The following is a 23,813-nucleotide window of genomic DNA, read 5'->3' as shown; positions in this document are numbered from 1 at the left end:
GTAAGATCCGGGCGTTGGCGCGTCAATGGGGCCGGCGTGACTTTCGGGCGGCTCCCGCCACCGAAGTGATCATTTCCGGTTGAACCACGGTCGTCGGATCGCATGACGCGAACACGTCCGGGCGCGTAATCTCGGACAAGCCGTCGACCGGCGGTGAGAAGGGGGAGCGATGGACATCGCGGGCGCGCGGCAGCGGGCTGCCCGGATCGCCGCGAGGCTGTGGCGCACCCGTCCCGCATCGGGCAAGCGCGGACTCGCCGCCGACCTCGCCCGTGCGGTGCGTGCAAGACCCCATCCCCCCGCCGATGTACGCGAGTTGTGCCGGGCACTGTGCGCGGCCATGGGCGAGCGGCGAGCCGGACGGCCGGTCGAGCTGCGCTTCGAACGCTTCCCCGACGAGATCGAAGTCACCGGTCTGTGGGTGGAGTTCCAGGACTTCGACCTGGTCATCGTGGAGGAACGGGCCGAGGCCCTGCAGCAACTCGTCATACTCGGACATGAGTTGTGGCACCTGCACGCGGGGCACCGGCACCATCACGGCGTCGGCGCGGCCACCGTCCACGCGCTGGCGGGCCTGGACGACGTCGCCCTGACCGTCGCCGCCCGCAACGGCTCGCGCGAGGCCGACGAGGCCGCGGCCGACGACTTCGGGCACCGGCTCGCCGCGGCCTTCCGGCCCCTGCTGTCCGGGCGGGGGGCCCACGCGCGCCTCGACCCGGTCCAGCGCTCCATGGGCTACCGCGGAGGTGCGGCGCGGTGACGAACGCCTTCGGCCTGCCGGGGCCCGACCTGTCCCGCGGTCTGTACATCTCCTTCTGGCTGCCGACGGTGGTCCTCACCGTCGCGCTGGCCATCAAACTGCCCAGCATCATCAAGATGTGGCGCGACCCACTGCTGCGCGCCGTCGGCGGACTGCTGCTGTTCGCCTGCGCGGTGTTCGTGTTCGCGGCCCCGAAGACCATCTCCTGGACCAACCGGGTCGCCGGGGTGCCGAACATCTCGGCGCCCTGGGTGTATTCGCTGCTGACCGCGCTCTGCGCGTCCTGGCTGCTGCTGATCATCGCCTGGCGCAACGGCATCTCCGACCGCTCGGCCGCGACCCGTCGCGCGACCCGGTGGGTCGTCTCCCTCTACGCCGGTGTGGTGGTCGCCCTGTGGGTGCTGTTCGCGCTCGCGGACGTCCCCGTGGAACGCCTCCAGGACCTGGACACCTACTACGCCAACACGCCGTTCATGCGCGAGGAGATCCTCCTCTATCTGATCGCGCACACCGTGGCCTGCACGATCACCGCCCGGCTGATCTGGAACTGGATCCGCACCGACGGCCTCGACGCCTGGCTGCGCTGGGGGCTCAGGTTCCTGGGCGTCGGCTACGCGACGAACCTGCTCTTCGACGCGTCCAAGCTCACCGCCGTCGTCGCCCGCTGGACCGGCCACGACCTGGACTGGCTGAGCACGTATCTGGCACCGTCGGCCGCCTGTGTCTCCGCCACCCTGGTCGCCGTGGGCTTCATCATCCCGCACGCGGGGCAGTACCTGGCCGAGCGCTGGCACGTGCGCCTCAGCCACTGGCAACTGCGGCCCCTCTACCAGCTGATGCGGACCGTCACCGGCAACCGCGAGCCCTTCACTCCCCGCGCCACCGGGGAACTGCGCCTCATCCGCCGCGAGACGTTCATCCGCGACGCGCTCCTCCAGCTCTCCCGGCACCTCGACGAGGGCCTGCGCACCCGGTCGTACGAGGCCGCCCGCGCCCTCGGCGCCGAGCCCGGCCGGGCGGAGGCACTCGCCGCCGCCGTGACGATCCTGGACGCCGTCGAGACCCGCAGGCGCTCGGCGGAGACCGACGGCACCGCCGCCTCGTCCGGCCCGGACACCACCTATCTGCTCCAGAAGATCCAGGCCGTGTCCCGGGCCCTGAGTCACCCCGACGACATCGAGGCGGTGCGCGCCCGGGCGACCGCCCCGGCAGAGAGTGCCCGCGCATGAGTGAACGCCCCACCCCCGCCGCCAGAACCGCCGTCGTGCTGGGGGGATCCCATACCGGCATGCTCGCGGCGCGGGCCCTGGCCGGCTTCGCCGACCGTGTCGTGGTCGTCGACCGCGACGTCCTGCCCGAGGGGCCCGAGCCGCGCCGCGGGCTGCCGCAGGCGCGACACGCCCACATGCTGTGGTCGGGCGGCGTACGGGCCGTGGAGGACCTGCTGCCGGGCATCACCGAGGCGCTGCGGGGCGCGGGCGCCCACCGGCTGCCGGTCACCACGGAAGTGGTCGCCCTGTCCTCGCAGGGCTGGTTCCGCCGCTGGCCGGAGTCCCACCATGTGATCCTGGCCGGCCGCGACCTGCTGGACGCCACGATCCGCGCGAAGGTCCTCGCCGACGAGCGGATCGAACTCCTCGGCGGAGCCGAGGTGCTGGGGCTCACCGGGACGGACCTGGAGGTCACCGGCGTACGGATCCGGACGCCTGACGACGAGGAGCGCACCCTCGCCGCCGCCCTGGTCGTGGATGCCACCGGGCGCGGCTCCGGGACACCCCGGTGGCTGGCCGCGCTCGGGCTGCCCGCCCCGGAGCGGCGCGAGGTGGACTCCGGGCTGGTGTACGCGAGCCGCCTCTTCCTCGCCCCCGACCAGGCCCGGGACGGCTTCCCGGTCGTCAATGTGCAGGCCGACCCGCGCGCCGGGGTCCCGGGCCGGTCGGGCTGGCTGGTGCCCATCGAGAACGGCCGGTGGATCGCCACCCTGTCCGGCACCCGCGGCGGCGAACCGTCCGCGGGGAACGACGACTTCCTCCCCTTCGCCCGCGCGCTGCCGCACCCGGTGATCGGCGAACTCCTCGGCAACGCGGAACCGCAGTCCGACGTGTCGGTCACCCGCGCCACCGTCAACCGCCGTCACTTCTACGAGCGGATGCCGGCCTGGCCCGAGAACTTCGCCGTCGTCGGCGACGCGCTCGCCGCGTTCAACCCGATCTACGGGCAGGGCCTGGCGGCGGCCGCCCAGAGCGTGCGGATCATGCGGGACGTGATACGGCGTCAGGGGTGGGCCGCGCCGGGGCTGTCGCGCCGTGTCCAGAAGGCGGTGGCCCGACCGGTCCGGGCCGCCTGGGACCTGGCGATAGGCCAGGACGTGTTCTACCCGGGGGCGACGGAGAACGGCCCCACGCTCAGGGACCGGCTCGTGGCCGCGTACGTCGACCGGCTCATGCTCACGGCCACTGGTAACGGCCGGGTCGCCCGCAGGGTCACCGACGTGACGTCCCTGGAGCGGGGCGCCGAGGTGCTGCTCGCCCCCGACGTGCTCCTGGCGGCGGCGATCGGCCCGCTCAAGCCGCAGCTGAGCGGGCCGCCGCTGACCGCCGAGGAGCGGAAGGCGGGCGGGCTGTTGTGAGTCCGGGGGCGGTCAGCCCGCGAACGCCGGCTGGGGCAGGCCCCTGCCCGCTCCCGGGACCACCAGGAGCGACCCGGCCACCGGATGCGGTGCCGTCAGTCCCACCCGTGCCGTGGTGATGTACAGGTCCGTCAGTTCCGGGCCCCCGAAGGCGCACGCCGTGACCCGCGGGGTCGGCAGTTCGATCACGCGGTCCAGCTCGCCGTCCGGGGTGTACCGGCGCACCGAGCCGCCGTCCCAGAGCGCCACCCACACACAGCCGTCGGCGTCGACCGTCAGCCCGTCGGGGAAGCCCGCGCCGTCCTCGATCTCCGCCAGCCGGCGCCGGTCCACGGCCCGTCCGTCCTCGTGGTGGAAGACGTCGATCCGCCGCGTGGGCGAGTCGACGTAGTACATCAGGCGGCCGTCGGGGCTCCACCCGGTGCCGTTGCTGACCGCCACGTCGTCGAGGACCGTCCCGGCCGAGCCGTCGCCGGTGATCCGGAAGAGCGTGCCGCCCCCGGGCGCCTCGTCGTAGCGCATCGTGCCCGCCCACAGCGAGCCGTCCGGGGCGACCGCGGCGTCGTTCGCGCGGCGGCCGGGGACGGGCTCGTGGTGCAGCCAGCGGAAGGTGTCGTCCGGGTCCAGGAGGCCCACGCCGTCCCTGAGGTTCAGGACCAGGCCGCCGCCCGCCCTGGGCTTGGCGGCGCCGACGTGCTGGTGCGTCGTACGGACCGTACGGCGGCCGATCGACGGGTCGTAGGTGTGGACCCGTGAGCCCAGGACGTCCACCCAGAGCAGCCGCCCCGCCGCCGGATCCCAGGTCGGGCCCTCGCCGAGCGTCGCGTGTGCGGCCACCGCCACCTCGTACGCCGTCATGCGGCGCCCCGGTGGCCGAGGCGCTCCGACAGCTCGGCCGCGCCCTTGGCGGCGAGCTGCTCCAGCTCGCCGCGACGTTCGTCGCTCCAGCGGATCATGGGGACGGAGATGGACAGGGCGGCGACCACCTGGCCCGTGCGGTCCCGCACCGGTGCGGCCACGCAGCTCACGTCCGGGTTGGACTCGCGGCTCTCGACCGCGATGCCGCGCTGCCGGATCTCCGCCAGGGCCTCGCGCAGGACTCCCGGGTCGGTGATGCTGTTGGGGGTCATCGCGGCCAGCTCGGCGTCGTCCGGGATGCGCGAGGCCAGCTCCGGCTCGGGCAGCGAGGCCAGCAGCATCTTGCCGACCGAGGTGCAGTGGGCGGGCAGCCGGCGGCCGGCCGCCGACACCATGCGCACCGCGTGCGTGGAGTCGACCTTGGCGATGTAGATGACGTCGGTGCCCTCCAGGATCGCCACATGGACCGTCTCGTCGCAGGTCTCGGCGACGGACCGGGCCACCTGCTGGCCCTCGGCGGCGAGGTCGAGCTGCTCGGCGTAGCGGCTGCCGAGCTGGTACGGGCGCACACCGAGCCGGTACCGTCCGGGCTGGCCCGGTACGGGCACGATGTACGACCGGGCGGCGAGCGTGGTGACCAGTTCGTGCACGGTGGTGCGCGGCAGCTGTAGCTTGCGCACGATGTCGGGGGCGGAGAGCGTCCCGTCCCCGTCGAGGAAGAGCTCAAGAATGTCGAGAGCCCGGGTCACGGCAGGTACGAGGCGTCCCACGTCCGGCCCCCTCCCTTGGGTCTAAGCGTCTGTGTTCGAAATTTCAACAGACGATCGGCATGACGAACGAACACAGGCTAGTCATGGTGGGTTGTACGGGCAATGGTTCTGTACGCGGGTGATGATTGTGCGTTCGGCCACGGCCCCGCGCCACTACCGGTGCGCCCTCGGATCGCCCAGCTCTCCGCGCAACCGCTGGGCGCGCAGCACCAGCTCCAGCTCGAAGCGGCGGTCCGGGTCGTCGATCCCGTCGCCCCACAGCTCACGGATCTGCCGCAGGCGGTAGCGGACGGTCTGTGGATGGACGCCGAGACGCGCGGCCACCTCCGGGGCGCCTCCCCGCGTCTCCAGCCACGCCAGTAACGTTTCCGCAAGCCTTCTCCCATGCGTCGGCCCGCAGTGCGCCAGCGGTGCCAGGCAGCGCAGGGCCAGGTCGTCGATCAGCTCCTCGGGCTGCAGCAGCACCAGGGCCTCCGTGTGCTCGGTGCAGTGCAGCACCTCTCCGGCCGGAAGCAGCCCCCGCTCCATCAGGTGTACGGCGGCCTCGGCCCAGCGCAGCGACTTGCCGGCGTCGGGCAGCGGCACCGGCGGGCCGATCGCCCCCGCCCAGCCGGTCAGCGCCCGGTGCAGCAGCTCGGGGCGGCCCCCGGCATCGGGGTCGGGGACGACCATCCGCGGCTGCTCGTACTCCATGTCGAGCAGCACCCCCTGCCCCACCGCCGGGGCCATCGCCTCCCGCGCCGGGCGCAGCAGCACCCCCACCGCGACCTTTCCGGGCAGCGGCCAGCCGATCCGGGCGGCCCGTTCGGCCAGCGCGTCGGCCGGGTCGCCCCGGTGGCGCTCGGCGAGGAGCAGTTCCATCAGCCGGCGCTGCAGGCGCAGCCGTTCCCCGGCCTGGCGGGCGGCGGCCTCGGCATAGCCGCGCACCGACTGGTCGACCAAGCCGTCCAGATACTCGTAACCCGCGTCGACCAGTTCGTACATGGCCGGTGGCGGGATGTCGAGGCGCTGGCCGATCTCGGCGAAGCGGCGCCAGGCCAGCCGTACTCCCAGGCGGTAGATCGCCTGGAGGGAGTCGAGGCTGCGGCCGCCCAGGCCCTCGCCCCGGCCGAACTCCTGGAACACGCCGGGCGGTACGGTCGGGCGGCCCTCGGAGCTCTCCAGGTGCTGGACGAAGACCTCGATGGCCCGGCGGATGCCGATCAGCGCCATCGGCTCACCGCTCTCGTCGAGCACGACGGGCAGGCCGGGGTACTCGCGGCGGATCTCGCCCAGGATCTCCTCGGCCAGCGCGGGCGCCTCGGCCATGGCGAGCGCGGCGAACTGCCGGACCTGGAGGCGGGGCACGTCGTGCCAGGCCGAGCGGGCGGACACGGCGGGCGGCATCCTCCGGTTCGTCTCCGGCGCGCCGCTCCGGGTCACGGGGGTCAACTCCCCTGGCCGGCTTGCTCGTAGCTGATCAAGGGGGTGTTCGGCTGGTCGGGCCGGGCGTCGAGCAGCGCTACGACACCGAGCGCGGCACCCACGGCGAGGGCGGCGGCGGCCACGACGGTGAGCGCGGCGGCGAGCAGTCTGGACATCGCAGGGTCAGCCTCTCTGTCCGAGTCGGCCCCGGGAACATTTCCCGGAGTCGGTCCCCATCCGGCGTCCCACCCCTGCCTGTCCGGCCCAGTGTCGACAGTCATTGACACCGAGTCAAGGGGCGCCTACGGTTCCCGGCCCAGAGGGGTGGGTCAACTCGCACGCGCACTGTTCCTTCTCGGACCTGGAGTGCCGGATGCGCCGTAAAGCCTCACCCTTTTCCCTGATCACCCTGGGTCTCGGCACGTTCCTGCTGGTGCTGGCGCCCCTGCTGGCGTGGTACGTCGAGCCGCGTGCCGCCGTGAATCCGATCGACATCGACACCACCGCCGTCTACACCGGCAAGGGCAGCTATTTCGACACCGGGCAGGTCAGGACCGTGACCGACCGGCGGATCACGATCACCCAGGTGGTGCGCGGGGACGTCGAGGACAGCGAGCGCAGTGGGCGGGCGGTGTGGGACGTGACGACGACCGTCGACACGGACCGGACCCTGCCGGCCGCCGATCCGCACGACGCGCTGGAGTTCTTCCTGAACCGCTGGGTCACCGACCGCTCCACCAACAAGCCCGTGCACTGCTGCCAGGAGAACCCCTACTTCGAGGGCGACGCCTATCTGAAGTTCCCCTTCGACCTGCGCAAACACTCCTACCAGTGGTGGGACAACTCCCTCGGCTCCACGGTGACCCTGCACTACGCGGGCACCAAGAAGGTGCAGGGCTACCGCGGTTACCGGTTCACCGGGACGGTGGCCCCCACGAAGATCGGCACCCGGCTGGTGCCCGGGAGCACCGTCGGGCTGCCGAAGCGTCCGCAGGTGCAGGCCGAGGAGTGGTACGCCAACCACGGCATCGAGCTGATCGCCGACCGGCGCACCGGCCGGGTGATCTACGCCCAGGTCGGGCCGCGGCGGACGCTGCGCGCCCCGGGGTCGAGGAAGGACGCGGTGGTGCTGCTGGACAGCCGGAAGATCGGGTTCACCACCGGGACGCAGAAGGAACAGGTGAGCCTGGCGAAGAAGGAGAGCGGCCAACTGCGCATGGTGGGGCAAACCCTGCCGCTCGGTGCCGGTGTGGCCGGATTCGTCCTCGCGGCAGCAGGGGCTGTTTTGGTGGCACGAGGACGGAAACGTCCTGAAACAGACGCTATATCACAGCCCCCGCTCACGATGTGACGTGACGTCAGCTCTAATAGGGCCCGAAATTGTCATCCCGGTGAGTAGCCGTGGGGAACGGCTGGGCGAAAACTGTCCACCCCACCCCGAGCACAGTCCATCCACAGAATCGCCCCCCACCGTGAGTTCCGCACCCTGAGACGAGTTGGAGCACCCATGCCCCAGCACGTGCCGTCCTCGATGCGCGCCGCGTTCCCCCAGGGCACGCGGCACCTCCCGGCGCTCCCCCCACATCCGCGCCGGATCGTCTTCCTCGCCCACCGGGACCTCGGCAACCCCTCCGCCGGCGGCTCCGAACTGCTCGTCGACCGGCTCGCGGACGGACTGACCCGTCTCGGCCACCAGGTCACCCTCCTGTGCGGCGGCCCCGCCGCCTTCCGGGACTACCGGGTCGTGTCCGCGGGCGGCACCTACGCCCACTACCTGCGCGCCCGCTCGGCCTTCGCCCGCCAGGTCGGCGACTGCGACCTGCTGGTCGAGGTGTGCAACGGCATGCCCTACTTCGCGCCCCTGTGGCACCACGGACCCACCCTGTGCCTGGTCAATCACGTCCACACCGACCTGTGGCGGATGCGGCTGAGCGGACCGCTGGCGCCCGCCGCGCGGATCGGCCGAAGACTGGAGCACTGGGCGCTGACCGGTGCGCAGCAGCGGAGTCTGATGGTCGCCGTCTCCCCGTCGACTGCGCACGCCCTGCGCGCGATCGGGGTGCAACGGGACCGCATCCGGATCGTCCACAACGGCGTGGAAGAGCCCGGTCCGCGGGCCGACCGCTCTGCCGAACCGCTGTTCGTGGCGGTGGGGCGGCTGGTCGAGTACAAGCGGATCGACCTGCTGCTCAGACTCTGGGAGCGGGTACGGCCGGTCACCGGCGGCCGGCTGCTGATCGTCGGCGACGGTCCGGAACGCGAACGGCTGGAACGACTCGGCGGACCCGGCGTGGAGTTCACCGGGCATGTCTCGGAGGCCGAGAAGCACCGGCTGCTGTGCGCTGCCTGGCTGCTGGTGCACCCCTCGGCCGTCGAGGGCTGGGGCCTGGTGGTGACCGAGGCGGCGGCACGCGAGACACCGGCGGTCGCCTTCGACGTGCCCGGCCTCAGGGACTCCGTGGTGGACGGCGAGACCGGAGTGCTGGCGCGCGGCGAATCGTCGTTCGCGGCGGCCTGGTGCACGCTTGCGCTGTCCGCGCACCGCCGCGAGCTGATGGGCAAGGCGGCCCGCGACCGGGCGGCGCGCTACCGCTGGCACGGCACGGTACGGCAGTTCGGCGCCGTGGCGACGGAGGCGGTGCGGAGCTGGGAGCCATGACCGGCACGGGTCTCAAGGACCCCTCGATACGCCGCTCCCTGGCCCTCTTCCGTGCCTTCCGGCATGAGCAGGACGATCCCGAGGCCTGTTACTCCCTGCTCGCCCGGGACGCCGCCGACCAGGTCGAGGCCTACGACGGGCCGGTGGCCGGGCGGATCGTCGTGGACGTCGGCGGGGGCGGCGGGTACTTCACCGAGGAGTTCCGGCGCCGGGGCGCCCAGGCCCATCTGTTCGAGCCGGACGTGACCGAGCTGGGCGAGCGGCCGCCCGCCGGGACGGTGATCGCCGACGGCTATCTGCTGCCGCTGTCCGACGGGGTCGCCGACGTCACGTTCTCGTCCAACGTCCTCGAACACGTGGCGGATCCGCAGACGTTCCTCAGCGAACTGGCGCGGGTCACCCGGCCCGGCGGGCTGATCTATGTGTCCTTCACCAACTGGCTCTCCCCGTGGGGCGGTCACGAGTGGGCGCCCTGGCACTATCTCGGCGCCGAACGGGCCCGCGCCCGCTACCGCCGCCGTACCGGACGGCCGGCCAAGCACACCCTGGGCGAGAACCTGTTCGCCGTGCACATCGGAGCCACCCTGCGGCAGGTGCGCGCCCGCGACGACGTCACGGTCGTCTCGGCGCGCTCCCGCTACTGGCCGTTCCTCGCGGAAACCGTCGTGAAGGCGCCCGGCATCCGTGAACTGGCCACCTGGAACCTCCTCCTCATCCTCCGGCGGTGTCCCCCATGACAACCACGGTCCAGGCTCCTCCCCCGGCAGCCGTCCCCACCACCGCGGCCACCTCGGGCCCGCCGGAGGGCCCGCGGTCGCGGCGCTGGCTGCTGGGGTTCTGGGCCGTGGTGTTGGTACTGCTGCTCGCGGTGCACCCGGGGCGGCAGACCTTCGACACCAAACTGGGTGTCACCGTCGCCCCGGGCCGGTTCCTGTCGGATCTCGGGCAGTTGTGGCACGACCAGGGATCCTTCGGTGGGATCCAGGACCAGTACGCCGGCTATCTGTGGCCGATGCTGCCCTTCTACTGGCTGTGCCACGCCGTGTCCCTGCCCGTGTGGCTCGCGGAGCGGCTGTGGCTGTCGCTGATCGTGTCGGTGGCGTTCTGGGGTGCGCTGCGGCTGGCCGAGCGGCTGCGCGTCGGGACCTCCGCGTCCCGGCTGCTCGGGGCGGTGGCCTATGCGCTGTGGCCGGTGTTCACCGTGGTCGTCGGCTCCACCTCGGCGGCCGCGCTGCCCGGCGCCTTCCTGCCGTGGGTGCTGCTGCCGCTGGCAGACGAGCGGTACACCGCCCGGGTCGCGGCCCTGCGCTCGGCACTGGTCGTGCCGTTCATGGGCGGCGTCAACGCGGCCGCGACCCTGGCCTCCCTGCTGCCTGCCGGGCTGTATCTGCTCTCCCGCCCGCCCGGACCACGGCAGCGCAAGCTGATCTCCTGGTGGGTGCCCGGAGTGCTCGTGGCAACGGCCTGGTGGTGGATCCCGCTGCTGCTGCTCGGCGTCTACGGGGAGAACTTCCTTCCCTATGTGGAGACTTCCCAGACGACGACGGCGACCATGTCGGCCACGGAGGCGCTGCGCGGCGGCGGGAACTGGGTCGCCTATCTGCATCTCGGCGAGGCCTGGCTGCCCGCGGGCTGGGCCGTGGCCTCCTCGGTCGTCGTGATCGTCTGCTCGGCGCTCGCCGCCGGGCTCGGGCTGGCCGGGCTGGCCCGGCGCGACCTGCCGGAGCGGCGCTGGCTGGTGCTGACGGTGCTCAGCACCGCGCTGATCACGCTCGCCGGGTACGGCGGCGCGTTCGGGGCGCCCTTCCACGGGGTCGTACAGGACTGGCTGAACGGCCCGCTGGTGCCGTTCCGCAACATCTACAAGTTCCAGGCGGGCATGGCGCTGGCGCTCGTGCTCGGGCTGGCCCATCTGGTGGGCGTGGCCGCCGAGCCGCGCGGGGCCCGCCCGGTGCGCGGGCGCCGCTTCGCCCCGCTGGTCGCGGCGGTCCTGGTGCTGCCGGGGCTGCTGTGGCCGTATCTCAACGGGTCGATCCTGAACCCCGGTTCGTTCCAGCAACTGCCCAAGTACTGGCAGACCACGGCCGACTGGCTGAAGAAGTACTCCCCCGACTCCCGCGCCCTGGTCGTCCCGGCCACCGCGCACGGCCTCTACACCTGGGGCTCCCCCGTCGACCACCCCCTGGACGTGCTGGCCGACAGCCGCTGGGCGCAGCGGGACTTCGTGCCCTTCGGCACCCCGGGCAACCGGCGGGCGATGGACGCGGTCGAGCAGGCGCTGCTGAGCGGCGGCGAAGTCCCGGGCCTGGCCGACTACTTGAGCCGTGCCGGGATCTACTACGTGGTCGTCCGCAACGACCTGGACCCCGACCAGATCGGTTACGTCCCGACGACCACGGTCAAGCGCACCCTGGAGCAGTCCGGGTACCGGCGGGTGACCGGCTACGGGCCGGTGATGACCGGCGGCCGGATCGCCCACGGCACCCCGCTCCAGGTGGAGGGGCTGTACCCGAGGCAGCGGGCGGTGGAGATCTACGAGCCGGTGGACCAGGACGTGCCGCGGCCCGGCCAGGCCCGGCTGCTGTCGGCCGCGGACACGGCCGTCGTCTCCGGCGGCCCCGAGGCGCTGCTGCCGCTCGCCGCCCGGCTGCGCGACCGGGCCACCGTGCTCACCGGCGACAACCACCCGGGGGTCGGCTCGCCCGGCCTCCAGGTGGTCGGCGACGGGCTGCGCCGGGCGGACACCCGGTTCGGTCTGGTCGACGCCAACACCTCGTACACGTACACCCGCGACGAACGCAACGCGCCGGACGCCGTGCAGGACGCGGGTGACAAGCCGCGCCAGATCCTGCCCACCGACGGCATCGGCCACCAGACCGTGGCCCGACTGCGCGGCGCCCGCTCGGTGACGGCGTCGTCGTACGGCAACTGGCTCTTCCACCTCCCGCAGTACGACCCTGTGAACGCCTTCGACGGCGACCCGGCCACGGCCTGGGCGGAGGGCGCGCCCGGCTCGGCGAAGGGGCAGTGGCTGCGCATCGGCTTCGACGAGTCGTACGACATGCCGTCGTCCGTGAAGGTGACGCCGTTGCCGCAGCAGAGCGTGCGGGCGGCCGCGACCCGGGTGCGGGTGACGACGGAGAAGGGCTCGGTGACCAGCTTCCTGCGGCCCGACGGCATGACGCAGAACGTCAAGGCCCCGGCCGGCGCGACGCGTTGGATGAAGCTGACGATCGTCGACTCGGTGGCCCGGCGCTCCGGCCTGACCGGCGCGGGCTTCGCCGAGATCGCCCTGCCCCACGTCCAGGTGACCCGGATGCTGCGGCTGCCCACCGACGCCGACGGCTCCGACGCTGCGGCCGAGGTCGTCTCGCTGCACCGCGCGGCCGACCCGACGGGGCTGTCGGCGACCGGCACCGAGGCGGGGCTGCACCGCGCCTTCGCCACGGGGACGGCGGGGTCGTACCAGGTGGCGGCGAGCGCGGTGCCGGTGCCGGGCGAGGCGCTCGACAAGCTGCTGTACCGGGTCGCGCCGGACCAGAAGAACCGGATCACGGCGACCGCGGACTCCACCGCGGCCCTGGGCGCGGGCCTGTCCGCGCGCAACCTCACCGACGGCGACCTGACTACGGCGTGGATCGCGGGCGACCGTGCCACGATCCATCTGAGCTGGAAGGGCAAACAGCCCGTGGGCGAGATCGTGCTCGCCCCCGCGGGCGGCCTGTCGACCCGCCCGACCGAGGTGGACATCAGCTCCCCGGAGGGTGCGACGACCGCGGGCGTCGACGAGAACGGCATGGTCCGCTTCGACCCGATCACCACGGACCGGCTCGACATCACGATCACGAAGACGGCGCCGCTGACCCTGCACAACCCCGTCGCCGACGAGGACCTGCAACTCCCCGTCGGTCTCACCGAGGCGTACCTCCCGGCGCTCGACGGCTACCGCACCCGGCAGCCGGCCCCCACCCGGACGTTCTCCCTGCCGTGCGGGCAGGGCCCGGTGCTGGCGGTGGACGGCGAGCTGTACCCGACGAGGGTGAAGGGGACCGTACGGGACCTGGTGGAGCGCCGGCGGGTGGAGGTGACGCCCTGTCAGGAAGGCACGGAGGATGTGGCGTTGGAGCTGACCGCGGGCAGCCACCGGGTCGAGGCGGGGGACACCGGTCCCCTGGTCCTGACGGACGTGACGCTGACCCGCGGGGCGGTGAACGAGGCCGCCGGTCCGGGGCGTGAGCTGCGGATACGGGACTGGCTGGGCGACCGCCGCGAGGTGACGGTCGGCTCGGGGGCGGCCACCTACCTGACGACGTACGAGAACTACAACGACGGCTGGCGGGCCACCCTGAACGGCAAGGAGCTGACCCCTGTCCGGCTCGACGGCTGGCAGCAGGGCTGGCGTGTCCCGGCCGGGGCGGGTGGCAACGTCAAGCTGTCGTACGCACCGGCGACGGCCTACGAGGCCGGTCTGATCGGTGGTGCGGTGGGGCTCGCGGCCCTGCTGGGCCTGGTGGTGTGGCGGCGCCGCGCACCCAACCCGGACGAGCCGCAGCCGGAGTCTCCGGCGCCCGGCGTGTGGCTGGGCACGGTGGCGCTGACGCTGGTCGCCGTGGTGATCGCGGGCTGGTTCGCCCTGCTGGTGCCACCCCTGGCACTGTTCGCCCGTCGACGGCACGCGCTGCTGGTGCCGCTCGCCCTCGTGGCGCTCGCCGGGGCCGGGATCGCGGCGGCGACCGGCGCCGGGGAACCGGTGGCCGCCGGGCACGGCGCCTTCGGCCACCCGGCCCAACTGCTCGCGCTGATCGGGCTGTTCGCGGGGCTGGTGAGCGTCCGGGAGATCCCGCCCGGGGAGGAGGGTGGCACACCTCCGGACGCGGAGGCACCGACCGCACAACTGCCGCAGCGGATACGTGGATCCAGTCCCCTGGGCGCGCAGCCGCCGGGGCCCGCCCCCGCGACACCGGAGGAGAAGTCGCCGCCACCGGAGGTGAAGTCCCCGCCGAGTGCCGCCGGTCCGACCGTCTCCGCCCGTGGCCCCGGACAGCCCGACGGAGGTGCCCCCGCATGACCGCGCTCCAGCAGCGGCCGGACGGTCCGACGCGGCCCCCGTCCCGTGTCCCGTTCCCGGTCGTCGACGAGGTCGCCCGGCACTGTCTTCAGGACGCGGAACCGGAGACCGTGCACATCGAGGTCCAGCTGCCCGGCCGGCTGGATCCCGCGCGGCTGCGCAAGGCCTTCGTAGAGGCGCTGCGCCGGCATCCGCGCAGCCTGATGCGGGAGGCCCCCCGGCCCTGGTACCGGGCCCGGTACGAGTGGGAGCTGACGGCGGAACCGGACGTGGAGGTGATCCGTTTCCCGCCGCCGGACCCGGACGCCCGCAGGCAGGCCCGACAGCGCGCCCTGGACTGCGCTCCCCCGCTCTCCGCCGCCCCGCCGATCCGCCTGGAGGCCGTGTCCGAGGTCGACGGCACCGTGCTGATCCTCACCGTCAACCACACCGCCCTGGACGGCCCGGCCTGCCTGCGCGTCGTGGCCACGGCGGCCGAGCTGTACGGCGGCCGGGACAACTCGCCCACCGCACCCCCCGTCCGCACGCCGGACGCCGAGCGGGAGTCCGTGGCCGTACCGTCCAACTGGACCCCGCCCGCCCGTGTGGCCCCCGGCAGCCCCGGCCCCTCCCGCTCCTCCCCCTCCCCCGGCAACGGCCTGATCGTGACCGAACTGCCGCTCCCGCAACGCCCGGGGGGCTCCCCGTACACGGTGAACGACCAGCTCATGGTCACCACCGCGCTGCTGATCGCCCACTGGAACCGGGACCACGGCGCCCGGCCCCGCCCGATCCGCATCACCATGCCCGTCGACGACCGTCCCAGGGACGCGGGCATGCCCATCGGAAACGGCACCCGGCTCGTCGAGGTCCCCTTCGCTCCCGAGGAACTGGATGCGACGGACATGGCCGGGCTGCTGCGCCGCACGGCCGTCCGCACCCGGTTCCTCAAGTCCCTGCCCCGGCCCCAACTCGGCCACGGCGCCGCCCTGCTGACCGCCCCCTGGGCCCCGGTGGCCGTGCGCGCCGCGCTCACCCGGGGGCTGCGCAGGGCCGTCGCGCCCTGGACGTCGACCACCCTGCTCAGCAACATCGGCCGCATCCCCTACCCGCTGGACTTCGGCGAGGAGGCGGGCCGCGCGGACGCGGTCTGGTTCTCCGCACCGGCGCGCATGCCGCGCGGCCTCACCTTCACCACCGCGTCCACCGCGGGCCGCCTCCACCTCTCCGTGCGCTGGTCCCGCTCCCTGCTCGGCCCCGCCGACGGCGCCCAGCTGCGCGATCTGTTCGAGCACTATCTGCACACCACGGAGGTGACCGCCCCGTGACGACCACCGCCACCTTGCCCGGGGAGCTACGCGACTTCTACGAGGACCCCGCCGTGCCGGTCGCCTCCGGCGCCGCGCGCAGCATCCGCCAGGCCCGGCTGCTGGCCGCCGCCCTCGGCCCGGCCGGCGCGGGGGCACGCACGGTCCTCGACATCGGCTGCGGCGACGGCACCGCGGCCGCCACCGCCGCACCGTTCCTCGCCGGTCACCGCATCGTCGGCGTCGACTGGTCCCAGGACGCCCTGCGCCGCGCCCACGCCCGGCTGCCGTATGCCGTCCGGGGTGAACTCACCGGCAGCGGGCTGCCGTTGCGGACCGGCTGCGCCGACGCCGTGCTGTTCAGCGAGGTGATCGAGCACCTCGTCGACCCCGACGCGGCCCTGGACGAGATCCGCCGCGTGCTGCGCCCAGGAGGCCACCTCATGCTCTCCACGCCGAACCTGGCCGCCTGGTACAACCGTGCTCTGCTGCTGGCCGGCGTGCAGCCCGTGTTCTCCGAGGTCAGCCTGCGCGCGATCCACGGCCGCCCCGGCAAGGAGGTCGTCGGACACCTGCGGCTGTACACGGCCCGCGCGCTGCGGGAGTTCGTGACCGCAGCCGGCTTCGAGGTCGTCCGCGTGCACGGCGCCCCCTTCCACGGCGTACCGCGTCCGCTGCGTCCGCTGGACCGGCTGGCCTGTGCCAGACCCTCGCTCGCCTCGATCCTGCTGCTGCATGCGCGACGGACGTAGGGGCGGCCATGTGGTGGGGAGTGGTCGCGGCCCTGCTGGCGAACGTCCTGTACAGCACCGGGTTCGTGCTGGAGAAACGGGCCCTGTCCGCGCTGCCCGAGGTGACCGTGCGCAGGCCCGCCCGGCTACTGCGGCTGGTGCTCGGCAGCCCGCTGTGGATCGGCGGGTCGCTGGCGCTCGCGGCCGGGTTCGGCGCGCAGCTCGTCGTCTACCGCACGCTGCCGATCGCCGCGGCGCAGGGCATCTTCGTGTCCGGGCTCGTGCTGCTCGTGCTGCTCTCGGCACGGCTGCTCGGCGAAGAGACCAGCGGCCGGGAGCGGTATGCGCTCGGCGCGATCCTGGCCGCGCTGCTCATGGTCGTACTGTCCCTGCGGGAGGGGTCGGACACGGTCAGCCGAGCCGCTCCGTACCCGCTGGTGCTGCTCGTGTGCGTGCCCTCGCTCGCCGCGGGCGTGTGGCTGTACCGGGCCACCGAGCGCCGCGCCCGCCGTCGGCACCGGCTGCCCACGACGGGGGTGGAGTACGGGGTCGCGGTGGGCCTGCTGTACGGGGTCAGCTCGCTCGCCATCAAGGGTGTGTCGGGCTATGTGACCAGCGGCCCGGCCGGACTGCTGCGCTCCCCCTACCCGTACCTCCTCCTCTTCACGGGAGCGTTCGGCCTCGTCATGTCCCAGGCGGCGCTGCAACGCTGCCGGGCCTCCCTGATCGTTCCGGTGTGCACGACGGTGACCTGCCTGTTCACCGCGGTGCTCGGCACGCTGTCCTTCGGCGAGGCGCTGCCGCACGACCCGCTGCGGCTCGCCCTGCGGCTGGCGGGCACGGCGCTCGCGGTCACCGTGCTGCTGGCCATGCCGAAGCACGACCGAGCCCCCGAACCCTCCCTCGGCGCCAAGGAGTTGACACCCCCATGAAATCCGACGACCCGCTGCTGAGGATCCTTGCGTGCCCGCTGGACAAGGGGCCGTTGCACCTGCTGCCCGAGGAGGCCCTCTACAACCCGCGGCTGCGCCGCCGCTATCCGATCGTGGACGGCATCCCGCAGCTGCTGCCGTCGTCCGGGGAGCAGGTGTCGGACGACGAGCACGAGGAGCTGCTGAGGCGGATGACACCGTGAGCGGACCGACCCTGGCCGCCCGGCTGGCCCCCCGACTCCCCACCCGGCTCGTCGCCGCCACCGCCCGCGCGCTCTACCCGCGCTTCGAACCCGAGCTGGCGCGCCTGGGCGAACTCTGCCCGGCCGGCTGCGGCACGGCGGTGGACGTGGGCGGCTGGTACGGCCCGTGGACGCGCCGGCTGTCGGCACACGCACGCCAGGTGGTCACCGTCGAACCGGTCCCCCATCTGGCCCGGCTGCTGGCCTCGGCGTTCCCGGCGAACGTACGGGTGATCCAGGCCGCCGCCGCGGACCGCCCCGGCATCGCCCGGCTCTGGCTGCCGCCGGACGACGCGGGCGACCGGGGCGTGTCGTCCCTGCTGCGCCGGGACATCCACGGCCGGGCCCTGGAAGTGCCCTGTGTGACGCTCGACGACCTGGGGCTGCGGGACGTCGGCTTCATCAAGATCGACGTGGACGGCAGCGAGCTGGCGGTGCTGCGCGGCGCCACGGCCCTGCTCGCGCGCGACCGCCCGGCGCTGTTCGTGGAACTGGAGTCACGGATCCAGCCGATCGCGCCGGTGCTGACGTATCTGCGGCTGCTGGGCTACGAGGGCTGGGTGCTGCCGGGGACGAGCTGGATCCCACTGGCCTCCTTCCCGCTGGAGGCCCACCAGGCCGGTACCGCGCACGTCGTCTCGCGAGGCCTGCTGCGCCGCGTCCTGCCCTTCCGCGCGGTCAGGGGTCCGCGCTACGTCAACTCGGTGCTGTTCCTCCCGGACGGCCGCCGCCCGGGTACGACCGCGATGGGCGACGATGGTCCCCATGCCGCCCTCCGGAAAGCGCCCCGCTAGCCCCTTCACCGCGCTCGACTTCCAGCTGGTGCTGCTGCGCCGCATGGCCGATCACAACCCCGGACTGGTCGAGGACGCCCGCCATGAGCTGGGGGTCTCCATCGCGGACATGCGGGAGGCCAACAAGCGTTGGCAGGCGATGGTCCGCTCCCCGCGCACCCGTACGTCCGCATCGCGCTACCGCTCGGTTCTCGGCCCGCCCGAGTACGAGACCAAGCGCACCGTCGGCGACCTGGAGTGCCGGGTCTGGCAGTGGCCGCTCCCCCTGTGGCCCGCGCTGCGCTTCGAAGCGCTGGTCGGTCCCGACGGCGCGGTCTGGAACGAATGGCTGGTCCGCGCCCCCGGCGCCCCTGCCCCGGACCTGCGCACCCTCGAAGACCTCACCCCCTGGTGCTGCACGGTCGACGAGGTGGCCCGCGCCTTCGCCCCCGCCCGCCCCCTGGAGGGCACGGCGCCGACCCGCTGGGGTCTGGCGTTCACGGCGCCCGACGCGCGGGGCGTACGGCGGGAGGTGTCCGCCGAGTTCACCTGGGGGCTGCTGCAGCGGACGGCGGTCGGCGAGTAGCGGCCGCCGCGAGGATCCCGGCGACAACCTCGTCCACCGAGCCGGGGTGCAGGAAGAGGAACAGGTTCGGCTCGACGAGCTCCAGCTCCATGACCCGGGGTTCCCCGTCCTCCCCGTCGACGAGGTCCACGCGCGCGTACAGCAGCTCGGGGGCGTCCGGTACGGCGGCCAGGGCGCGCTCGGCGACGGAGAGTTCGGCCGGGGTCGGGGTCCACGGCTCCAGGTCGGGATGGGCCACCTTGTCCGCGTCGTAGGCGGCGCCGGGTGACAGGACGGCGCGCTTGCGGCTGGCGTGCAGCAGACGGCCGCCGAAGAACTGCAGGGCGCGCTCGCCGCTGACGTCTATGCCCTCGACGTACGGCTGCACCATCGCGGTGAGCCCTTCACCATGCATCCGCGCCAGATGCCCCACGGCCCGGTCCCGCTCGCCGGGGGTGTAGCGCGCGGCGAACCGGGCGCCCGCGCCGAAGGTGGGCTTGACCACGAACTCGCGGTCGTCCGGCAGGTCGGGGGCGTCGCCGGGGGCGAGGTAGCTGGTCGGCACGACGGGCACACCGGCCGCCGCGAGGTCGCCGAGGTACCGCTTGTCCGTGTTCCAGCGCACGACGGCCGCCGGATTGGCAAGGCGCGTCACCTTCCCGACCCGCTCCGCCCACGCCACGAACTCACGCGCGCGCCAGCTGTAGTCCCAGGTCGACCGGATGACAACAAGATCGAACCCGCCCCAGTCGACGCCGAGATCGTCCCAGTGCACGGCGACCGCCTCGGCTCCGGCCCCGGCGTCCGTGAGGGCCGCCACCAGCGCGGGCAGATCACGGTCATGGTGGGGCTCGTCGCCCGGGTCATAGGTGGCGAGTGCGATACGGGACATGCGCCGCAGGCTAACAACCGCTGCCGCAACCGATCCAACGGGTTTGACCTTCACCTTTGGTGAGGCCCCAGCATCGGTGGCGGAACGACGAGCGGACGTACGGGGGTGGCGGCGCATGGAGCTGCTGACGATCGGGGCCTTCTCGAAGGCGTGCCGGCTGTCGCCGAAGGCGCTCAGGCTGTACGACGAGCTGGAGCTGCTGCGGCCCACGCGGGTCGACCCGGACACCGGGTACCGCTACTACGCGGTGGAGCAGTTGGAGCGGGCGCGGCTGGTGGCGTGGCTGCGGCGGCTGGGGATGCCGCTGGCCTCGATCCGGCAGGTGTGCGCGCTGCCGCCCGCGGCGGCCGCCCGGGAGATCCGTGCCTACTGGGCGCGGGTCGAGCGGGAGACGGCCGTGCGCCGCGATCTGGCCGGGTTCCTCGTCGACCACCTGACCGCAGAGCCGAGGAAGGACACCGCGATGCTGGAACTGCGCTATTGCGCCCACTCCGACACCGGGCGCGTACGGCCCGCCAACCAGGACACGGCCTACGCGGGCACCCGGCTGCTCGCCGTGGCCGACGGGTTCGGGCCCGCCGGGGCGCCCGCGAGCAGCGCCGCCGTGGAGGCGCTGAAGTTCCTGGAGAACGAGGAGCTGCCAGCGGGCAGCGTGCTCAACCTGCTGGAGGAAGCAGTGCGGGGCGCGACCGAGGCGGTCCGGGACGTGGCCGGCGGCAGCGACACCGTCGGCACCACGCTGACCGCCCTGCTGTGGACGGGGTCCCGGCTGGCCCTGGTCCACATAGGCGACTCCCGCGGGTATCTACTCCGCGACGGCGGCCTGTTCCGGATCACCCACGACCACACGGTCGTCCAGTCGATGATCGACGAGGGCCGGCTGACCCCGGAGGAGGCCACCACCCATCCACAGCCCGCCCTGCTCCTCAAGGCACTCTCGGGTCGCACCCCCGCCGTCCCGGACCTGAAACTGCATGACGCCCTGCCCGGCGACCGCTACCTCCTCTGCTCCGACGGCCTGTCCGGCGCCGTACCCGACGCCCGGATCACCCACCTCCTGTCCACCGCCCCGACCGCGGACACCGCGGTACACACCCTGATCACCGAAGCAAACACGGCCGGCGGCCCGGACAACGTGAGCTGCGTGGTGGCGGACGTGGTGGAGGCGGCGGCCTGAACCCTTCAGTGCAGGCCGAGCCACCCAACCCAAGGGGCGCGGGGAACTGCGCGACCAGCCACACACAACCGGTAGACCGCATCGAACCCGCACCCCACGGCGCGGCGGGCAGGGGAGGGCGCCCGGGGATGCTCACCCGACTGGAGTATCCGGTGCTGCGCTCAGCGGAGCGACTCGCTTCGGATCTGAGCGCGGTCGTGGGGACGCGGTGCCTGGTGTAGGAAGGGTGCTGTCGTCCTCTGCAGCGTCCCGACAGGCAAGGAGTGCTCCGCGTGTCCTCCCTCTTTCCGGCCCTGGTGGGCGGTTCTGGCGAGCGAGCCGCCCTGCGGTTCGGCGAACGATCGCTGACGTACGGGCAACTGGGTGCCGCCGCGGGGGCCGTGGCCGCCCGGATTCATGGCGTGGGCCGGGTGGCCGTGTGGGCGACCCCGGAGCTGGAGACGGCCGTCGGGGTGGTGGGTGTGCTGCTCGCCGGGGCGGCCGCGGTGCCGCTCAACCCCAAGTCGGGGGAGAAGGAACTCGCGCACATCCTCTCCGACAGTGCACCGGAGTTGGTGCTGGCCGCGCCGGGGGACGAACTCCCGGCGCCGCTGGCCGACTTGGAGCGTGTCGACGTCGACGCGTACGGCACCGGCACCGTCCCCGAGGACCATACGTCCGAAAGCGACCCCGCGCTGATCGTCTACACCTCCGGCACCACCGGCCCGCCCAAGGGCGCCGTCATCCCCCGCCGGGCGCTCGCCACGACCCTGGACGCGCTCGCCGACGCCTGGCAGTGGACCGGCGACGACGTCCTGGTGCACGGGCTGCCGCTGTTCCATGTGCATGGGCTGGTGCTCGGCGTGCTCGGCCCGCTCCGGCGCGGCGGATCCGTGCGGCACCTCGGCCGCTTCGGCACCGAGGGCGTGACCCGGGAGCTGAACGACGGCGCCACCATGCTGTTCGGGGTGCCGACGATGTACCACCGCATCGCCGAGGCCCTGCCCGGCGACCCGGAGCTGGCCAAGGCGCTCGGCCGGGCCCGGCTGCTCGTCTCCGGCTCGGCCGCGCTGCCCGTGCACGACCACGAGCGGATCACGGCGGCGACCGGGCAGCGGGTGATCGAGCGGTACGGCATGACGGAGACGCTCATGAACACCAGCGTGCGGGCCGACGGCGAGCCGCGCGCGGGCACGGTCGGGGTGCCGCTGCCGGGCGTGGAGCTGCGGCTGGTGGAGGAGGACGGGACGCCGGTCGCGGCGTACGACGGGGAGACCGTCGGCGAGATCCAGGTGCGGGGCCCGAACCTGTTCACCGAGTACCTCAACCGGCCCGACGCCACCGCCGCCGCCTTCACCGAGGACGGCTGGTTCCGGACGGGCGACATGGCGGTACGCGAGCCGGACGGCTATGTGCGCATCGTCGGACGCAAGGCCACCGACCTGATCAAGAGCGGCGGTTACAAGATCGGAGCCGGGGAGATCGAGAACGCCCTCCTGGAGCATCCGGGGGTGCGGGAGGCGGCCGTCACCGGGGAGCCGGACGCGGATCTGGGCGAGCGGATCGTGGCGTGGATCGTCCCGGCGGATCCCCAGTCCCCGCCGTCGGACCAGGAGTTGGCCGACCATGTGGCCCGCCGGCTGGCGCCGCACAAGCGCCCGCGTGTCGTCCATCACCTGGACGTCCTCCCCCGCAACGACATGGGGAAGATCATGAAGCGGGAGCTGCGCGATGCCTGAACGGCTGTCGGCGCGCGACGTCCTCGCGCTGGTCTGCGACGCCTCCACCTTCACCGAACTCCCTTACCGGGAAGGGAGGTCCGCGCCGGACGGGCCGATCTCCTGGCAGGGGTACGACGCCTCGCGCGCCCGCGCCGCCCGCCGCACCGGCGAGGAGGAGTCCGTCGTCTGCGGCACCGCGCGCGTCGAGGGCACGCCCGCCGTACTGATCGCCTTCGAGTTCGGCTTCCTCGGCGGCTCCCTGGGCCGGCGCACCGGCGACCGCCTGGAGGCGGCGTACACCCACGCCCGCGCACACCGCCTCCCGGTCGTCCCGCTGGTCGCCACCGGCGGCAGCCGGATGCAGGAGGGCATGCTCGCGCTGACCCAACTCCAGCGTGTGGCGCGCCAGTCGGCGCTCACCCGGGAGGCGGGCCTGCCCCAGATCGCCGTGCTGCGCGACCCGACGACGGGCGGCGGCTGGGCCACCCTGGGCGCCGGTGCCGACATCACCCTCGCCCTCCCCGGCGCCCAGGTCGGCTTCGCGGGCTCCCGGGTCCGCCCGCCGGACGCCGACCCCGCCGCCTACACGGCGGAGGCGCAGGTGACGGCGGGCTCGGCGGACGCGGTGGTACGGCCGGAGGAACTGCGGGAGACGCTGGGGCTGTGGCTGCGGCTGCTGACCACACCGGCGGCCGAGGCCCCGCCCCCGTCCGCCCTCGGCTCCACGCCCCTCCCGGCCACCGGCTGGGAGGCCGTCCTCCGCGCCCGCTCCCCCGAACGCCCCCGGGCGCAGGCCTACTTGGACGCCTACTTCACCCGCCGTGCCGCACTCGTCGGCGACCGCTGCGGAGGCGCCGACCCGGACGGGATGCTGTGCGGCTTCGGCGAGCGGGACGGACGTACCGTCGCCTACGCCGCCCAGACCGGGACGAAGACCCGCCCCGCCGGATACCGCACCGCCGCCCGGCTGATCCGGCTGGCGGACCGGCTCGGAATACCGGTGCTGACCCTGGTGGACACGCCGGGCGCGGCGAACGACGCCGAGGCGGAGCGGGAAGGGGCGGGTGCGGCGATCGCGGACGTGTTCGGGGCCGTGGCCGCCGCCCGTACCCCGGTCACCACGCTCGTCATCGGCGAGGGCGGCTCGGGCGGCGCGCTGGCCCTGGCGGCGCCCGGCAACACCTGGGCCACACCGGACAGCTACTTCTCGGTCATCGCCCCGGAACTGGCGGCCGCCATCCTGAAGCGCCCCCCTGAGGAGACGGAGGCGACGGCCGACCAGCTCCGCATCCGGCCGCAGGACCTGGTGGAGCTGGGGGTGATCCGCGGCATCGTGGACCATCCCCAGCCGTGAGCCACGCCGGCCC

The 23,813-nt window shown here is 73.4% G+C and carries 21 protein-coding genes; 16 read left to right on the top strand and 5 right to left on the bottom strand.

Going from position 1 to position 23,813, the window contains the following annotated elements; translation table 11 throughout:
- Positions 1 to 169: 169 nt before the first annotated feature.
- The 3 genes from ACZ4EG_RS03345 to ACZ4EG_RS03335 are packed head-to-tail and all read left to right on the top strand — an operon-like array spanning position 170 to position 3,389.
- Positions 170 to 760, top strand: coding sequence for a toxin-antitoxin system, toxin component family protein (locus ACZ4EG_RS03345; RefSeq protein WP_467789350.1), 591 nt, complete (start codon positions 170 to 172; stop codon positions 758 to 760).
- Positions 757 to 1,989, top strand: a complete 1,233-nt coding sequence (locus ACZ4EG_RS03340; RefSeq protein WP_467789349.1) for an MAB_1171c family putative transporter — start codon at positions 757 to 759, stop codon at positions 1,987 to 1,989. Before ACZ4EG_RS03345 ends, ACZ4EG_RS03340 begins: the two co-directional genes overlap by 4 nt.
- On the top strand, positions 1,986 to 3,389 hold the full coding sequence (locus tag ACZ4EG_RS03335) for an NAD(P)/FAD-dependent oxidoreductase (protein ID WP_467789348.1): 1,404 nt from the start codon (positions 1,986 to 1,988) through the stop codon (positions 3,387 to 3,389). Before ACZ4EG_RS03340 ends, ACZ4EG_RS03335 begins: the two co-directional genes overlap by 4 nt.
- A 12-nt stretch (positions 3,390 to 3,401) precedes the next feature.
- Here ACZ4EG_RS03335 and ACZ4EG_RS03330 read toward each other — a convergent pair whose 3' ends face one another.
- The 4 genes from ACZ4EG_RS03330 to ACZ4EG_RS03315 all read right to left on the bottom strand — a co-directional run bounded on the left by ACZ4EG_RS03330 (position 3,402) and on the right by ACZ4EG_RS03315 (position 6,597).
- On the bottom strand, positions 3,402 to 4,247 hold the full coding sequence (locus ACZ4EG_RS03330) for an SMP-30/gluconolactonase/LRE family protein (protein ID WP_467789347.1): 846 nt from the start codon (positions 4,245 to 4,247) through the stop codon (positions 3,402 to 3,404).
- On the bottom strand, positions 4,244 to 5,017 hold the full coding sequence (locus ACZ4EG_RS03325; RefSeq protein WP_390706406.1) for an IclR family transcriptional regulator: 774 nt from the start codon (positions 5,015 to 5,017) through the stop codon (positions 4,244 to 4,246). The genes ACZ4EG_RS03330 and ACZ4EG_RS03325 overlap by 4 nt, the downstream gene beginning before the upstream one ends.
- A gap of 153 nt (positions 5,018 to 5,170) precedes the next feature.
- Positions 5,171 to 6,403, bottom strand: a complete 1,233-nt coding sequence (locus ACZ4EG_RS03320; RefSeq protein WP_467789473.1) for a PucR-like N-terminal domain-containing protein — start codon at positions 6,401 to 6,403, stop codon at positions 5,171 to 5,173.
- 41 nt (positions 6,404 to 6,444) lie between these two features.
- The gene (locus ACZ4EG_RS03315) at positions 6,445 to 6,597 is read right to left on the bottom strand and encodes a hypothetical protein (protein ID WP_453552146.1); all 153 of its coding nucleotides are present in this window, start codon (positions 6,595 to 6,597) and stop codon (positions 6,445 to 6,447) included.
- Between the two features lie 197 nt (positions 6,598 to 6,794).
- Here ACZ4EG_RS03315 and pgfA point away from each other — a divergent pair, with 197 nt between their 5' ends.
- From pgfA to ACZ4EG_RS03265, 10 genes are all read left to right on the top strand, one after another.
- The gene (gene pgfA / locus ACZ4EG_RS03310) at positions 6,795 to 7,772 is read left to right on the top strand and encodes a cell envelope lipid trafficking protein PgfA (protein WP_467789346.1); all 978 of its coding nucleotides are present in this window, start codon (positions 6,795 to 6,797) and stop codon (positions 7,770 to 7,772) included.
- Between the two features lie 156 nt (positions 7,773 to 7,928).
- Positions 7,929 to 9,080 (top strand): glycosyltransferase family 4 protein, encoded by a 1,152-nt coding sequence (locus ACZ4EG_RS03305; RefSeq protein ID WP_467789345.1) that lies wholly within the window; start codon positions 7,929 to 7,931, stop codon positions 9,078 to 9,080.
- Positions 9,077 to 9,817 carry a class I SAM-dependent methyltransferase gene (locus ACZ4EG_RS03300; protein WP_467789344.1) on the top strand — a complete coding sequence of 247 codons (741 nt, stop codon included), beginning with the start codon at positions 9,077 to 9,079 and terminating at the stop codon, positions 9,815 to 9,817. The genes ACZ4EG_RS03305 and ACZ4EG_RS03300 overlap by 4 nt, the downstream gene beginning before the upstream one ends.
- Complete coding sequence (locus ACZ4EG_RS03295; RefSeq protein WP_467789343.1) at positions 9,814 to 14,148, top strand: alpha-(1->3)-arabinofuranosyltransferase; 4,335 nt, start codon at positions 9,814 to 9,816, stop codon at positions 14,146 to 14,148. The genes ACZ4EG_RS03300 and ACZ4EG_RS03295 overlap by 4 nt, the downstream gene beginning before the upstream one ends.
- A complete protein-coding gene (locus ACZ4EG_RS03290) occupies positions 14,145 to 15,455 on the top strand; it encodes a condensation protein (protein WP_467789342.1) in 1,311 nt (436 codons plus the stop codon). Before ACZ4EG_RS03295 ends, ACZ4EG_RS03290 begins: the two co-directional genes overlap by 4 nt.
- On the top strand, positions 15,452 to 16,186 hold the full coding sequence (locus ACZ4EG_RS03285) for a class I SAM-dependent methyltransferase (protein WP_467789341.1): 735 nt from the start codon (positions 15,452 to 15,454) through the stop codon (positions 16,184 to 16,186). Before ACZ4EG_RS03290 ends, ACZ4EG_RS03285 begins: the two co-directional genes overlap by 4 nt.
- A 20-nt stretch (positions 16,187 to 16,206) precedes the next feature.
- On the top strand, positions 16,207 to 17,097 hold the full coding sequence (locus ACZ4EG_RS03280) for a hypothetical protein (RefSeq protein ID WP_467789472.1): 891 nt from the start codon (positions 16,207 to 16,209) through the stop codon (positions 17,095 to 17,097).
- A complete protein-coding gene (locus tag ACZ4EG_RS03275) occupies positions 17,094 to 17,300 on the top strand; it encodes a Trm112 family protein (RefSeq protein ID WP_363301266.1) in 207 nt (68 codons plus the stop codon). The genes ACZ4EG_RS03280 and ACZ4EG_RS03275 overlap by 4 nt, the downstream gene beginning before the upstream one ends.
- Positions 17,297 to 18,133, top strand: a complete 837-nt coding sequence (locus ACZ4EG_RS03270) for an FkbM family methyltransferase (protein ID WP_467789340.1) — start codon at positions 17,297 to 17,299, stop codon at positions 18,131 to 18,133. The genes ACZ4EG_RS03275 and ACZ4EG_RS03270 overlap by 4 nt, the downstream gene beginning before the upstream one ends.
- Complete coding sequence (locus ACZ4EG_RS03265; RefSeq protein ID WP_467789339.1) at positions 18,096 to 18,698, top strand: hypothetical protein; 603 nt, start codon at positions 18,096 to 18,098, stop codon at positions 18,696 to 18,698. The genes ACZ4EG_RS03270 and ACZ4EG_RS03265 overlap by 38 nt, the downstream gene beginning before the upstream one ends.
- On the opposite strand, the gene ACZ4EG_RS03260 is transcribed toward ACZ4EG_RS03265, so the two are convergent.
- Positions 18,658 to 19,569, bottom strand: coding sequence for an ATP-grasp domain-containing protein (locus ACZ4EG_RS03260; RefSeq protein WP_467789338.1), 912 nt, complete (start codon positions 19,567 to 19,569; stop codon positions 18,658 to 18,660). The two genes, ACZ4EG_RS03265 and ACZ4EG_RS03260, sit on opposite strands and share 41 nt — an antisense overlap.
- Before the next feature lie 115 nt (positions 19,570 to 19,684).
- Between ACZ4EG_RS03260 and ACZ4EG_RS03255 the strand changes: the two genes are divergently transcribed.
- From ACZ4EG_RS03255 to ACZ4EG_RS03245, 3 genes are all read left to right on the top strand, one after another.
- Positions 19,685 to 20,746: a MerR family transcriptional regulator gene (locus tag ACZ4EG_RS03255; protein ID WP_467789337.1), complete on the top strand. Its 1,062-nt coding sequence runs from the start codon at positions 19,685 to 19,687 to the stop codon at positions 20,744 to 20,746.
- Positions 20,747 to 21,018: 272 nt separating this feature from the next.
- Positions 21,019 to 22,464 carry an acyl-CoA synthetase gene (locus ACZ4EG_RS03250; RefSeq protein WP_467789336.1) on the top strand — a complete coding sequence of 482 codons (1,446 nt, stop codon included), beginning with the start codon at positions 21,019 to 21,021 and terminating at the stop codon, positions 22,462 to 22,464.
- Positions 22,457 to 23,800 carry a carboxyl transferase domain-containing protein gene (locus ACZ4EG_RS03245; RefSeq protein WP_453552123.1) on the top strand — a complete coding sequence of 448 codons (1,344 nt, stop codon included), beginning with the start codon at positions 22,457 to 22,459 and terminating at the stop codon, positions 23,798 to 23,800. The genes ACZ4EG_RS03250 and ACZ4EG_RS03245 overlap by 8 nt, the downstream gene beginning before the upstream one ends.
- Positions 23,801 to 23,813 lie beyond the last annotated feature (13 nt).

The sequence above is a fragment of the Streptomyces sp. NPDC025638 genome (assembly GCF_055558775.1).
The sequence above is the reverse complement of the archived record's forward strand: the minus strand, read 5'-3'. Positions and strand labels throughout refer to the sequence as shown.

Excerpts from the sequence above, each read along its gene's own strand:
- ACZ4EG_RS03345 (WP_467789350.1), top strand. The coding sequence starts at position 170 with ATGGACATCGCGGGCGCGCGGCAGCGGGCTGCCCGGATCGCCGCGAGG.
- ACZ4EG_RS03335 (WP_467789348.1), top strand. The coding sequence starts at position 1,986 with ATGAGTGAACGCCCCACCCCCGCCGCCAGAACCGCCGTCGTGCTGGGG.
- ACZ4EG_RS03330 (WP_467789347.1), bottom strand. The coding sequence starts at position 4,247 with ATGACGGCGTACGAGGTGGCGGTGGCCGCACACGCGACGCTCGGCGAG.
- ACZ4EG_RS03320 (WP_467789473.1), bottom strand. The coding sequence starts at position 6,403 with ATGCCGCCCGCCGTGTCCGCCCGCTCGGCCTGGCACGACGTGCCCCGC.
- ACZ4EG_RS03315 (WP_453552146.1), bottom strand. The coding sequence starts at position 6,597 with ATGTCCAGACTGCTCGCCGCCGCGCTCACCGTCGTGGCCGCCGCCGCC.
- pgfA (WP_467789346.1), top strand. The coding sequence starts at position 6,795 with ATGCGCCGTAAAGCCTCACCCTTTTCCCTGATCACCCTGGGTCTCGGC.
- ACZ4EG_RS03305 (WP_467789345.1), top strand. The coding sequence starts at position 7,929 with ATGCCCCAGCACGTGCCGTCCTCGATGCGCGCCGCGTTCCCCCAGGGC.
- ACZ4EG_RS03300 (WP_467789344.1), top strand. The coding sequence starts at position 9,077 with ATGACCGGCACGGGTCTCAAGGACCCCTCGATACGCCGCTCCCTGGCC.
- ACZ4EG_RS03295 (WP_467789343.1), top strand. The coding sequence starts at position 9,814 with ATGACAACCACGGTCCAGGCTCCTCCCCCGGCAGCCGTCCCCACCACC.
- ACZ4EG_RS03290 (WP_467789342.1), top strand. The coding sequence starts at position 14,145 with ATGACCGCGCTCCAGCAGCGGCCGGACGGTCCGACGCGGCCCCCGTCC.
- ACZ4EG_RS03275 (WP_363301266.1), top strand. The coding sequence starts at position 17,094 with ATGAAATCCGACGACCCGCTGCTGAGGATCCTTGCGTGCCCGCTGGAC.
- ACZ4EG_RS03265 (WP_467789339.1), top strand. The coding sequence starts at position 18,096 with ATGGTCCCCATGCCGCCCTCCGGAAAGCGCCCCGCTAGCCCCTTCACC.
- ACZ4EG_RS03260 (WP_467789338.1), bottom strand. The coding sequence starts at position 19,569 with ATGTCCCGTATCGCACTCGCCACCTATGACCCGGGCGACGAGCCCCAC.
- ACZ4EG_RS03255 (WP_467789337.1), top strand. The coding sequence starts at position 19,685 with ATGGAGCTGCTGACGATCGGGGCCTTCTCGAAGGCGTGCCGGCTGTCG.
- ACZ4EG_RS03245 (WP_453552123.1), top strand. The coding sequence starts at position 22,457 with ATGCCTGAACGGCTGTCGGCGCGCGACGTCCTCGCGCTGGTCTGCGAC.